At 43.0% G+C, this 13,840-nt stretch carries 10 protein-coding genes; 2 read left to right on the top strand and 8 right to left on the bottom strand.

The genetic code is table 11. From position 1 onward, the window contains the following. Position 1 precedes the first annotated feature (1 nt). Positions 2–2,272, bottom strand: coding sequence for a helix-turn-helix domain-containing protein (locus ACY8D0_RS24445; RefSeq protein ID WP_462413048.1), 2,271 nt, complete (start codon positions 2,270–2,272; stop codon positions 2–4). A gap of 265 nt (positions 2,273–2,537) precedes the next feature. Here ACY8D0_RS24445 and ACY8D0_RS24440 point away from each other — a divergent pair, with 265 nt between their 5' ends. Next, entirely contained in the window at positions 2,538–3,329 is a 792-nt protein-coding gene (locus ACY8D0_RS24440) for an alpha/beta hydrolase (protein ID WP_462413169.1), read from the top strand. A 481-nt stretch (positions 3,330–3,810) separates the two neighbouring features. Continuing rightward, positions 3,811–4,752, top strand: coding sequence for a DMT family transporter (locus tag ACY8D0_RS24435; protein ID WP_462413047.1), 942 nt, complete (start codon positions 3,811–3,813; stop codon positions 4,750–4,752). Positions 4,753–4,881: 129 nt separating this feature from the next. Here ACY8D0_RS24435 and ACY8D0_RS24430 read toward each other — a convergent pair whose 3' ends face one another. From ACY8D0_RS24430 to kduD, 7 genes are all read right to left on the bottom strand, one after another. After that, the gene (locus tag ACY8D0_RS24430; RefSeq protein ID WP_462413046.1) at positions 4,882–5,832 is read right to left on the bottom strand and encodes a pectinesterase family protein; all 951 of its coding nucleotides are present in this window, start codon (positions 5,830–5,832) and stop codon (positions 4,882–4,884) included. 177 nt (positions 5,833–6,009) lie between these two features. Then, entirely contained in the window at positions 6,010–7,497 is a 1,488-nt protein-coding gene (locus ACY8D0_RS24425; RefSeq protein WP_462413045.1) for a UxaA family hydrolase, read from the bottom strand. Between the two features lie 15 nt (positions 7,498–7,512). After that, positions 7,513–8,982, bottom strand: coding sequence for a tagaturonate reductase (locus ACY8D0_RS24420; protein WP_462413044.1), 1,470 nt, complete (start codon positions 8,980–8,982; stop codon positions 7,513–7,515). A gap of 90 nt (positions 8,983–9,072) precedes the next feature. After that, positions 9,073–10,077, bottom strand: coding sequence for a LacI family DNA-binding transcriptional regulator (locus ACY8D0_RS24415; RefSeq protein WP_462413043.1), 1,005 nt, complete (start codon positions 10,075–10,077; stop codon positions 9,073–9,075). Between the two features lie 82 nt (positions 10,078–10,159). Beyond that, positions 10,160–11,584 (bottom strand): glucuronate isomerase, encoded by a 1,425-nt coding sequence (gene uxaC / locus ACY8D0_RS24410; protein ID WP_462413042.1) that lies wholly within the window; start codon positions 11,582–11,584, stop codon positions 10,160–10,162. 222 nt (positions 11,585–11,806) lie between these two features. After that, entirely contained in the window at positions 11,807–12,649 is an 843-nt protein-coding gene (locus tag ACY8D0_RS24405; RefSeq protein WP_462413041.1) for a sugar phosphate isomerase/epimerase family protein, read from the bottom strand. Positions 12,650–12,939: 290 nt separating this feature from the next. Further along, the gene (gene kduD / locus ACY8D0_RS24400; RefSeq protein ID WP_462413040.1) at positions 12,940–13,722 is read right to left on the bottom strand and encodes a 2-dehydro-3-deoxy-D-gluconate 5-dehydrogenase KduD; all 783 of its coding nucleotides are present in this window, start codon (positions 13,720–13,722) and stop codon (positions 12,940–12,942) included. Positions 13,723–13,840 lie beyond the last annotated feature (118 nt).

Raw genomic sequence — 13,840 nt, 5'->3', positions numbered from 1 at the left:
CTCAACTGGAAAGCAGCGAATCATCTCGGTGAAGTTCACGATACTTTCCAGGGGTTGTGCCTTCGATTTTTTGGAACGAGCGGATAAAGTTTTGCGAGTTATTGTATTGTAGTTTCTCGGATATTTCCTTTACAGACAAATTGGTCTCCTTCAGCCATTTTTTTGCCATATCAAATCGGTATAGTGCTAGATACTTACTAAATGACTGGTTAAATTCCTTTTTGAAAATGCTGCTTAAATAATTTTTGTTATAATGCAGGCGTGAAGCGATGGATTCCAATGACAGGTCGGTATCATACTCATGATGAATCATATAAAGCATTTTTTCTGCAATCGTCTTGAATTGCGAATCCGTTCTTTCCACAATCATATCGGTCAACGGATAAACGATCTTGTTTTTGATAAACAGCTCGATTTCCTCCGCTGTATTTCTTTCCGATATCTCTTGATATATGGTTTTCTGGCCATCCACCTCAATGGTGTCCATTCCCATGACTTGCATTAGACCCATTAAATCATTAATAAATCTCATTATGTTTAGTTCTACTTCTTGTGGCGTCGGGCTATGCTTGTACAAATCGGCCAACAGCAGATGCAAGGTTTCTTTGGCCTTTTCACTTTCCCCAAGTTTAATCGCATCAAACAATTGGTTCTCCAACACTTTCGGAAAATACGTATTGATTTGTTTATTATTGTAGATCCCAGAGATACTTTCGTAAAAGATAATCGATCCTTTTCCGACTTTTAACCTGTACTTCAAAGAGTCTATTCCTTGAAGCAAGGCGGTCTTGCTGTCGGTTAAGTTTTCAAATGGTTTGCTGACCCCTATGCTGATTGATAAATTGAATATCTCTTTAATCCTGCTTTGAATTTTTTCTCCAAATTGATTAATCTCTAACACATGCCGTTCATAATCAGTATCCTGGCAAGTAAAAATCGTAGCTTGTGTCTCCGAATCATAGACGGTAGGTGTCAGACGCTCCCATGGCTCCATTAACTCCAACACCATTTGATTGACTGAGAACAGCAGCAGGTCTTTATCATTTCTTGTATACTGACTGTTTTCCAGGCTGTCGAATTGGATGGCAATCACATATAAACAACCCCAGTTTTGGGTATAGTCAAAGCCTTGCAGTTCTTCCTTGATATCCTGTTCATCCATCCGCCCGTGGAACAGATGGAACATAAACAAGGTCTTTAACTGCTCCTGCTGGCTGGTCAGCATATCTTCGAGCGACTGATTTTTCGCCAGTACTTCACGGATGGAGTTACCAATCAGCTCAAACTCGTCCTTGACTCCGTCTTTTTTAGCCAAAGGGATGAACTTTTGTAGTTCACGAATCGGTTTGGAAAGATAGTCCGAGCTCACATAGGCAATAATCAAGGTGATCAGCAACAAAAAGCTGCTCATTAATATAGAAGAAATCATTGTAGCTTTCATATTCTGGGAGAGATCAGCATCACGTATCTTGGATACATACAGCCAGCCATTGTAATCTGATTTGGAATAGACAACTTTATAATTATCTCTTCCTTTCGGGTTTACATCGGTAATCCCCGTCCGTTCATTTTGATTAAATAAGCCTTTAATCACCTGGTGATTAATACTGTCTTCCTTCTTCATGCTGTTTGGATAAAGCAGCTGCCCATCCTTACTGTAAATATATATTGGACTGTTTTCACTAGATTGATAGATAAGATTTGAAAATGACTTTAGGGGAATATCAATAATCATAACACCGTATTTCTTCGATTGATAAAAAGGGGTTCGCTTGATCATTTTGATGGATTTATCGTGTTGTTCTTCTTTTATCCAGGTTGAATCATGCGGGAGTGACAAATAGGCTGCCTCTAGATCTGACTTATCTTGTTCGGTGAGCTGTTTCAGCCCTTTCTCATTGATTCTCCAATTTCCTTCAAGGCTGACCAAATCAACGGATGTTTGGTTTGGTCCAAAAGACGATATATAATTTAATTGTTCTTGTATCGAACGGTATTGATCAAATTGACTGACGGTTAACGGCTGCCGTATATACGATTTGTATGCCGCATCATGAATATAGGAGTTAAACGTATAATCCAATTGTTGAAGCTTTTGCTCAAGTGTATTCATCGTTTGAACGACTGATTCTTGTTTTTCCTTTGTAATTTTCTCCTCAAATGAATTTTTGGTAAACAGATAGGCAAATCCATTGAAAAGAATCATCCCCAAAGTTCCGACGAGTATAAATGGTATAAAAATTCGATAAAAATACTTCGGCTTATGCTTCACTATCTCGACTCTCCCAACCTCATCTTAAGCGCTTTCATATATCAACCTTAAAGAATTCTAGATTTTATGTCAATGTTGTTTCTCACATATAATCATTTTGTCATACTTTTTTCATCAGATATTTTCACAAAAAACTGATGAAATGAACATAGCAAAAAATAATGATTATCCCTTGCGGCCATAGGCTGCTATATAATTTATTTAATAGAATAGCTGTTTTCTCAGTTGTTTTATCCATTTACTTTTAAAAAAAGGGGTTATCATGATGACTTATTCCATCTGGGGAGAGCAGGTCCCTTATCTGCAGCCAGGAGACCAAGAAAATTCCCCCACACTTGTACCTTTCATCGCCGAGGGGAATGCAAATAGAGCGGCCGTGATTGTCTGTCCTGGAGGCGGCTATCAGCACCGGGCCAACCACGAAGGAGAACCGATTGCCTTATGGCTAAATTCACTGGGGATATCCGCGTTTGTGTTACATTATCGGACGGCCCCTTATAAGCATCCTGCTCCATTGGCGGATGCGCAAAGGGCCATTCGGTTTGTCCGCCACCATGCGGAGGAATGGAATCTCGATAAGGGAAAAATTGGCATACTTGGGTTTTCAGCTGGCGGGCATTTAGCCGCATCCGTCTCGACGTTGTCACAGCTTCAGACTACTGATATTAAGGATGGTATCGAGCAGGAAAGCGCCCGTCCCGATCTGACGGTATTATGCTATCCGGTTGTTTCATTATTGGATCATTATCATGAGGGATCCATGATTAATCTGCTTGGTGAAAATTCAAGCGAGGAGCTGCGGTCATTATTGTCGTGTGATCGGAATGTATCCTCTGACACACCACCAGCGTTCCTCTGGCATACAGCCGATGACGCCTCGGTTCCGGTTGAAAACAGCCTATCGTATGCGGCGGCGCTTAGCAAAGCCCAGGTTCCATTTGAAATGCATATTTTCCCACATGGCCGCCACGGATTAGGAATGGCTTCGGAACATCCTGCCGTCGGGCAATGGACGAAGTTGTGCTCTGGCTGGCTCTTACAGCAGGGGTTCTGCTGAGAGATATAGATGAAAAGCTGTCCCATCAGGGGTCTAACCCCTTTGCTTTTGGGACAGCTTGTTTTAATTCGGCGCTCTGTTTAAGGTGAATATTGTTTTAATGGCATTTAAAAATAGGCGGAAAGATTCCTGCTAAATCAGGAAATACACATATTTCTCTACAAATAAGAGGATTTTTTCCTGCTAAACTATACATTTCCACAATTTTAAGGCCTTTTAGGTTATTTAAGCGGAAAATCTCCGCCTATTCCCCTTCCTAACCACTCCTTTTTCTAAATAAACGGAATTCCTCCGATTAAACGAGAACGCTTTCCAAAAATCAACAATGAACAATGACAGAGCCTTTAATTTAAGACTCCGTTGGTCCAAAATATTCAAGGAGTTAGCTAGAATGTTTTATTTGTGACATAATGGGTTACGAATAACAAAACATCATGAAGTTTCCAAGATAAAATGTTTAAATCGATAAAGGAGTAGAATCATGTTTGCAGCCCTGTTAGGCATCGGAATTGGGTTTGGTTTGGCGATCCAAACGGCCATCAATTCTCAATTGAGAAAATTTGTTGTTTCACCTTTTTTAGCTTCAATGGTCTCATTCTTAGTTGGCACCATCTTCTTGGCTATTACGACAATCATAAGCGGTTCTCCGTTAGGTTTTGCTGTAAGCCTCTTCTCCAGCCAACCCATTTGGATCTGGTTCGGAGGTATTTGTGGTGTGATTAGTCTAACCACTAATATACTCCTTTTCCCTAGATTAGGAAGCGTACAAACGACAGTTATGCCTATTTTAGGAATGATCATGATGGGGATGCTGATTGATAATTTCGGCTGGTTACACTCCATGAAACATTCTTTCGGGTTGAACCGAACCATTGGTGTAGTCTTAGTCTTAATAGGCGTAGGTTTAGCTGTAGTTGTACCAGAAATTATTTCCAAACGCCCAAGTAACACAACAACAGAGCAAAGCCAGGGAAGCCAATGGCCATGGCGTTTTCTTGGCATCGGTGCTGGAATGTTAATGTCTGTCCAATCCGCTATCAATGGACTGTTGGGTACAGTCCTCCATTCTCCGACCCATGCTGCCTTTATATCATTTTTTGTTGGTTCTGCAACGTTAGTGATTGTAGTGGGCATAAAAGAGCGGAGTTACACACGGGTCAAGGAGCCGATTAAACAATCAGCACCATGGTGGGTATGGCTTGGTGGTATAATCGGCGGATTATACGTGCTCATTAACGTGTATCTTGTCGGTCATATCGGCACCGGACAGACAGTGGTCCTTGCCCTATTTGGTCAGATTGCCGGCAGCCTGCTAGTGGAACAATTCGGTCTGTTAAAATCTGTAAAGAACCCAATAACACCCATTCAAATAGTGGGCCTTATTTTAATGCTTGGTGGTGTGTTTTTAATAAAAATGGTCTAACAGAAAAATGGCATGCCCTTTTATCGGTGACCGTCCAGCTGCTTTTTTCAGCTAAACGAGAAACAGACTATTATAAAATAAAGCCGGCTACATAAATGTAGTTCGGCTTTATTTTATAAAAAAGTATTTTTATCTATTGGCCTCTGGATTCCAGCCATTTAGCACATTCTCAATTGTAAATTTCTCAGCATCTTCATCCGAAAGCTGCGGCCGGTCAAGATTGACGCCAGGGCCGTAATTTTGGTATTCAAAAAACCGGGCTTCCTTGGCACTGAATCCGGACATGTCGGTCCAGCCTTCCGGATGGATGTGAGAGCCCAGATAGTTATTTTTAAAAACGACACTAGCAATGGCATTGGGATCACCGCCTGGATGCCACGGTCTGCCCAAATAGACGGTGCCTTCGGGCGATGGGCTGACAAACCTGTTGTTGATAAACAAGAATCCAAACGGTTCAGTGATAGGGGTACTGGCGGCCGAGATATATCCGTTATCGGTGTCTGAACCGCGATCTAATGACAATATCTCGCAACCTTCAAATACCGCTCTAGCCCCGCCAAAAATAAAGTCAATGTCCCCTTCGATATAACAATCCTTGAAATATTGGGTTCCGGTCCCTGCGTAAAGGGTATCTTGGTTCCCAAGAAACCGGACCTGATAAAAGGACATTCTTTCTCCACTGGCATAGACAGCTACAGCCTGTGTTTCTCCACTCATTCGCTTGGGGTTAAATGAATTTTCCATGGTCAGATTTTTGGCTGTAAAGTCACTGGCATATAGATAAATGCTGGCACTGCGGCCGGTTCCGATGATGCCGCCCTCAGGGTTTGGCATTTTGGCATGGTGGTCGTAAGTTAAAATCGTATTCTCAACACTTTCTCCGATTAGCGTAATAAATGGTTTTTCTGCTGGAATCGTAAGGCGTTCTTTATAGACCCCATTTTTTATAAATATCTCAACTTTATCCCTATTATTGGCCGGTATGGCATCGATTGCTTCTTGGACGGTTTGGTAAGCACCTCTGCCGTCTTTAGCTACCGTGATTCTTAATGTAACTTTCTTGCCCTGTATGGTTGTCATAGCTCCACTTCTCCATTGATAGATTATTATTTAGCGATGCTTTTCAGAGGTTACCGGCGTTTTTTCGCGGGTTACCGGCACTTTTAACCTATTTACCGGCAAAGTTCACAATTATTACGGAAATTCCCATAAGGTAAAAAACGATAGAAACAAGGTTCTATCGTTTTTCGTTCCTGTTTATAACGTAACGCCAGTTTTAAAAATAGCAATCTCTCTAAAATCATTTTTCTCGTTATTCACAAGTTCACCGCTAGCAACGCTAATAATGTAGTTAATGAACTCTCTTAATACAACATCGGATTCCTTCTCTAACAATACCCCGGCATTGAAGTCAATCCAGTGCGGTTTGTTTTCATAGAGCGGAGTATTAGTCGAAACTTTCATCGTTGGAACGAAAGAACCGAATGGTGTTCCGCGCCCAGTCGTGAACAACACCAATTGGCATCCCGCAGCTCCTAAAGCCGAAGAGGCGATCAAGTCGTTACCAGGAGCACTCAGCAAATTAAGACCTTTTTGCTGCAGGCGGTCACCATATTTAAGTACATCTGTGACAGTCGACGTACCGGCTTTTTGTGTACAGCCTAGCGACTTATCCTCTAAAGTCGTAATCCCGCCGGCTTTGTTTCCTGGAGAAGGATTCTCATAGACAGGCTGTTTGTTTTCCAAGAAGTACTCTTTAAAATCATTGATTAAGTGAACCGTTTTTTCAAACACTTCATGGTCAGCAGCCCGTTCCATCAAGATGGTTTCAGCCCCGAACATTTCCGGAACTTCTGTTAAAACCGTCGTTCCGCCTTGTGCGACTAAGAAATCAGAGAACCGTCCCAACAGCGGGTTGGCTGTGATACCGGAGAAGCCGTCAGAGCCGCCGCATTTCAAGCCGACTTTTAACTCTGAAAGAGGCACCGTTTCCCGTTTATCGTTTTTCGCAGCTTCATAGATTTCTTTTAACAATTCGACACCGGCGTCAATTTCATTGCTGACTTCTTGAGATACCAAGAACTTCACGCGGTCCTCGTCATATTCGCCCAAGCTTTCTTTGAATTCATACAGATTGTTGTTTTCGCAGCCGAGGCCCAGAACCAGGACACCGCCGGCATTTGGATGAAGAACTGCGTCGCGTAGAACTTTTCTGGTATTCTCGTGGTCGTCACCCAATTGCGAGCAGCCCAGATTATGCTTCACCACCATGATGTTATCAAACGGGTTGCTGTCACCGATTTCTTTTTCAAACAGCTTGATCATCCGCTCCGCCATGCCGTTGACACAGCCGACTGTCGGGACAATCCACAGCTCGTTGCGGATCCCGACTTCGCCGTTCTTTCTGCGGTAGCCTTGGAACGTTAAATTCTCGCTTTGATATGGATTGCTATTCAGCTTTTGGCTGAATTGATATTCCTTGATTCCGTCCAAGTTAGTCTTTGTATTGTGGGTATGAATATGTTCCCCAACGGCTATTTCAGTGATGGCATGGCCGATCGGATAGCCGTATTTGATGACATATTCATTGACGGCGATAGGCTGGATGGCAATCTTATGGCCCCTGCTTACCTCCTGCTTCAGTTCAATGGTTTCCCCTTTTACGGTAATGACATGGCCAGCCGGTAAATCCCTCAGCGCGACAACGACATTGTCAATATCGTTAATTTGCGTAAAATCCAACATGGTCTTTCTCCCCCTTTAGTTCGTTGCTTTTTGGCCCAACACGGCCTGAACAGCCTGTTGCATTCCCTTTGTTAGAATGTCAAAAAGATCTTTTGTTACAGCTTCCGTTAAACCAGCTACTTGGTTTAAATCCATTTCCCAGTTCTTCTCGAAAGCTAATACATTTTTCACAATGGATTCGACACTTTCAATCGTTCCATCATATCCACCCCATTGTTCGGCAAACAGTTCAAGGATGTCTTGGTCATCAGCAAGCTTGATGTCCTCTTCCCCGCGTTTTCCTTTATAAAAGGCGATGAGGGCTGCTAAAGAGAATACAAGTTTTCTGGGCAATGCTTGCTTGCGGTTGATGTATTCCAATAAAGACGGCAGATCCCTTGTCGTAAACTTGGACATGGAGTTCAGTGCAATGCTCATTAAGAAGTGCTGAACAAACGGGTTTCTAAACCGATCCAATACCGCACTTGCAAAGGAGTTTAACTCGTCAAGCGGCAGATCCAATGTTGGAATGATTTCTTCATAGACTAATTCCTTGATGTATTGGCCAACCACTTCATGATCAACCGCATCAGCCACTGTATCCAAACCGTATAAGTAAGATACTGGTGTCATCGCCGTATGGGCGCCGTTTAAGATCCGTACCTTTCTTGTGCGATATGGAGTCATGTCATCGACAAACAATGTGTTCAGCCCTGCTTTGTGGGCTGGGAACTCTTCGCGAATCCATTGCGGCCCCTCAATGACCCATAAATGGAACTGCTCACCGACAACCACTAAATCATCTTTATAGCCAAGCTCTTCGGTAATTTCCTCAATGTTATCACGAGGGAAGCCTGGAACAATCCGGTCCACCAAGCTGCAACAGAACGTATTGCCTTCCTCCAGCCACTCCACAAAGCCCTCGCCAAGATTCCAAAGCTCTGCGTATTGAAGCACGATTTGTTTTAGTTTTTCACCGTTGCGGTCTATGAGCTCACATGGAATGATGATCAACCCTTTTTCCTTATCACCGTTAAAAGCTTGATAACGTTGATATAAGAAGGCAGTCAATTTGCCTGGATAGCTGCTTTGCGGACGGTCTTCCAAGCGGTCACCTTCTGCGAAGGCAATTCCGGCTTCAGTAGTATTGGAAAAAATAAACCGCAATTCCGGATTAGCAGCCAGCTCCAAGTATTTGTCATATTCCGTGAACAGATTGATGCCTCTGCTGACGCTGGTAATCGTTGTATGCTCGCGAACGGCTTTTCCTTCTTTCATTCCCTGCAAGTAAAGGGTATAGAGCCCATCTTGCTCTTTCAGCTTTTCCACCATACCCTGGCCGAGCGGCTGGACAATCACAACACTGCCGTTAAAATCTGCTTCTTTGTTCAAAACATCAATTTGCCAGTCCACAAATGCCCGCAGGAAGTTGCCTTCACCGAATTGAAGCACTTTTTCCGGATAGCGTAGTGCATCTTGTAGTAGATTGCGAGTTAACTTTTCCATGAGAAATTCCCCTTTGTTAGTATATTTATGCACACGTTAACAAAATAATATCTGTCTGCCGGCCCAGCCAGCAGAATTTAACGATTTGTTTTAACGATTTGCTGGTGTGACAGATTGGCGGATAACCAGTTCCGTCTCCACAAAAATTTTTTCACCAGCTATAGGTTCTTCTGTATTCATCATTTCCAGAATCTTTTTGGCGCCTAGAGAACTGATTTTTTCTATCGGCCGTTTGACTGTGGTCAGTGACGGATTCGTATACCGCGCGAATTCAATGTCGTCAAAACCGACAATCGAGATATCGTCCGGCACCCTGACACCATGGGCAAAAGCTGCATTGATGGCACCAATGGCCATATCGTCATTAGAACAAAAAACAGCGGTCGGCGGATTGTCCAGTGCAAGTAATTTTTCCATCGCTTTATAGCCGCTTTCCATATCATAATTTCCCTGAATGATGTATTCATTTTTTATCGGAATATTATAATCGATGAGGGCTTTTAAGTATCCCTCTCTCCGTTCCATAGACGACTTAAATCCCTTAATCCCTTCAATTAGCCCAATAGCACGATGGCCGCTTTGCAGAAGGTGCTTGACTACCTGTGTCGAGCCTTCCTTGTCATTCGATAAAATATTAATAATCGACGGATCACCAATATCCCGGTTCAACACGACGCAAGGTATCTCTTTTTCCTTCAGGTAGGCAATGAAACCATCGTCCACTTCACTCTGGCTCATCAAAATAATCCCGTCAAACCGTTTGTTGTGAATCGTCGCGTAGTCGTGAATATCATCAATTCCCCTGACAAACAGGTTATAGTTCTGATTAATAATTTGATTCACACCTTTTACCGTCTCCACAAAAAAGCTCGATGAAGTCCCCTGTGTGATGCTCGTCAAAAACAGTCCAATCGTATAGGACCTCTTCATGACAAGGCTTTTGGCGTTATAGTTTGGTGTATAATTAAGCTGGGAGGCTATCTCCAGTATCTTTTTCTTTGTCCCTGGTTTGATAAGCGGGCTGTCATTTAATGCCCGTGACACCGTTGTATGGGATACATTTGCGATTTTGGCAATGTCTTTTATTGTAACCATGGTTTCACCCTTTACACATTAGCTGTCCTTCATTTTATCATATCAGGAGTGTCCACTTTTGATAGCCGCTCAGCCCTGTATTTTACTTCACTACAGCTTCTTTTTCTTGAAACTGAAAGTATTGTTTCGCATTGTTGTAAGAAATGCCTTGCACGACTTGGCCTAAGAATTCAAGGTCATATGGCACTTCGCCGTTTTCCACCCACTCACCGATCAAAGAGCAGATCAGTCTTCTGAAGTATTCATGTCGTGTATAAGATAGGAAACTTCTTGAGTCGGTCAGCATGCCGATAAACCGAGTGAATAATCCCAAGTTGGAAAGTGCTTGCATTTGCTCGAGCATGCCGGTTTTGTTATCGTTGAACCACCATGCCGTACCGAATTGGATTTTCCCTGGGATGCCGCCGCCTTGGAACGAACCGATAATCGCTGCAATCACGGTGTTGTCACTTGGATTTAGCGAATAGATGATGGTTCTTGGCAGGCCGCTTTCCTCCTCGATGGCATCCAATAACCGGACAAGCGGTTTAGCGATTTGATCATCATTGATGGAATCATATCCTGTATCCGGTCCAAGCTGCTTAAACCCTCTGGTGTTGTTATTTCTCAATGCATTAATGTGGAATTGCATAGCCCATCCAAGTTCGGAATACAGGCCGCCCAAGAATTTCATGGTATACGTTTTGTATTTTTTCTCGTCTTCAAGGGAAACTTTATTGCCTGTTAGCGCTTCCGCAAAAATCACTGCTGCTTCTTCTTTAGTAGTCTCGGCAAACAGCATGGTATCGATTGCATGGTCTGAAACCCGGCCGCCTACGGAATGGAAGAAGCGGACACGCTGCTCAATGGCTTGTAAAAATTGCTCGTAAGAAGTGATTTCAATGCCTGATGCTACTTGAAGCTTTTGCACCCATTCCTGATAACCGTCACGGTTGATTTCCAGGCCTTTGTCAGGTCGGAAGCTTGGCAATACCTGAACATCAAAACCCGCATCTTCTTTTAATTTCAAATGATACTCCAAACTGTCAATCGGATCATCGGTTGTGCATACTACTTCAACCTTGGATTTCTTAATCAAATCTCTTGCCCCGAAGCCTTCGCTGTTCAGCAGGGCGTTTACTTTTCCCCAAATTTGCGGTGCGCTTTTTTCGTTTAAAATTTCATCGATGCCGAAGAAGCGCTGCAGTTCCAAATGGGTCCAGTTATATAATGGATTTCCGATGGTCATCGGGACGGTTCTTGCCCATGCAAGGAACTTGTCGTAATCGCTTGCATTTCCTGTGATGTGATCTTCTTCAACACCGTTAGCCCGCATAGCCCGCCATTTGTAATGGTCGCCGTATAACCAAATCTCGGTGATATTTTTAAAAGTTTTATTTTCGTAGATTTCCTTTGGACTTAAGTGGCAATGATAATCGATAATCGGCATGTCTTTGGCGTAATCGTGATACAAGCGGATAGCCGTTTCGTTGTTTAAAAGAAAATTCTCATCCATGAATTTCTTCATCTCAAGCACCAGCTTTCAATAAAATAGATTTATATGTTTACAAAATGTTCACGTTAACAATTTTGATTAAAAAAATATGTTAACGTGAACATCTTCCTTCCACTTCATTTTACCTTGACTGAATGGTGATAGCAATCATTTTTAAAAATAAATTTAAAACGGTTACAACCCCAAGATATAAGGTTCTATCCTGAGGTTGTAACCCTATTATTCTATTCTATACTAAGCTTTTTCAAATTTTTCCTGCAAATAAGCAATACTGCCATTAATAAAAGGTTCCCTTGTGTCCTCTAATAAAATGTTGATCAGGGGCTTTTGATATTTGAGATATTTAAAGACAGCATCATAATTCAAGATCCCCTTACCAACAGGAACCATTTTAATCCAGTTATCTTCAATGACAATATCCTTGGCATGCACGATCGCAATGCGGTCGCCAAACAGTTCAAAAGCTTCTTCAAAGACTTGTTCCTGATGCTGATAATTCTCCATTGATAAGAAGTTTGCTGGGTCAAAAATAACTTGCAGGTTGTTCGACGGTATATCATCCAGCAGACGCTTCATTCGCTGTGGAGTATGGATGGGGTGATTAATGCCGCCTTCAATCCCAACGATCACACCGAATTTTTCTGCTTCGCTGACCAGTTCACGGACACTTTCGACAACATCTTGATAAGGCTGTTCGGCAAAATTTTCTTCCGTATAATGAATCTCAGCATGCACATTCCCGGTTTCCGTTCCGACAATGCTGCAGCCAAAATCACAGGCATAGCGGATATGTTCTTTAAACCGGTCCAAAACTTTCCGTCTTTCCACCGGGTCGGGGTGAATCATATTAATATAGCAGCCCAACACCGCCACTTGCAGGTTTTCATTGCGGAAGGCGTCCCCAATATGCCGTGCCAGACCTGGACTTAAACTCCCCAGTCCTGTGTTAATATCAGGAAACGACTTGGCCAGTGCCAGTTGGACACCAGTGAGACCTTTGCCGGCGATTTCTTTTGTTAATTCCTCTAAAGGTAGATCCGGCACATCATGGGCTCTAATTCCAATATTCGCTTTCATTCTATATCCTCCATGGGAATATGATTTTTAAAAAAAGGCTCTATAAAACTTGGATTTTCATTTTTGTTCTACGGACCGCTTTTAGGGTTCGTCATAAAGAGGATTCTTAACGACAAGTGCTCCTGATTTCTCTTAGATTTTGCCGCCAAGACATCTATACAACCCTTTCTCGAAGAATACGGTCCAACTGCTTTCGCTAACCCTGTCGAGATATCAAATATAAAATTTAAGAAAGCCTTCTTAATAGGCCGTACCCTTCCAGTACAGGTACGGCCAAGTTTTGTGCTTGATTATCTTGCAAGCCAGCCGCCATCAACGGCCAGAATGTGTCCATTCATGTAGTCAGATGCCTTGCTTGCCAAGAATACAACCGACCCCATTAAGTCAACCGGAGTTGCCCAGTAGCCAGCCGGAATCCGGGCAGTGATTTCCTTTTTTCGTTCTTGGTCTTCACGAATAGGTGCTGTGTTTGCGGTTTCTACATATCCAGGGGCGATGGCATTGATTTGAACGCCATATTGGGCCAGTTCATTCGCGAACGCCCTTGTTAAACCAGCCACAGCATGCTTACTGGCAGTATATGGCGGAACAAACTTGCCTCCTTGGAATGACAGCATAGAAGCCACGTTGATGATTTTGCCGCTTTTTTGCTCGACCATCACTTTCGCCACTTCTTGGCTAAGGAAATAAACGGAATTCAAGTTCAGGTCCATCACAGCATCCCAATCTTCCTGCTTATACTCAAGAAGCGGCGCACGGCGGATGGTGCCGGCATTGTTGACAAGAACGTCAATTCGGCCGTAGGCCTGTTTGCACGCCTGCACCAAATCGGTAATGACCTCGCGCTTGGATAAGTCCGCTTGGAAAAACTCCACACGCCGGCCTTCTTGTTCGATTAGGCTGCGGGTTTGATCCCAGTCACGACCATGGGTAACGATGAACAAATCAGCACCCGCTTTGGCAAGCCCCACGGCAAGCCCTTGACCGATTCCTTTATTTCCTCCAGTAACAATTGCCACTTTCCCTTTTAGTGAAAAATAATCCAATGAAAAATCAGTTAATTGTGATGTCATTTAAAATTCCCCCTGTTGTCATGAATTTTCCCTTGTTCGATATTTTATCATTTGCAAAACCAGCGCATCCCCTATTACGCCGGTTCTTGAAAAAACCGTATCATTCCCAATGATGATA

It is taken from the genome of Neobacillus camarae, from assembly GCF_054950115.1.
Note: the sequence above shows the minus strand (reverse complement) of the source record. Positions and strands in the feature narration are given on the sequence as shown.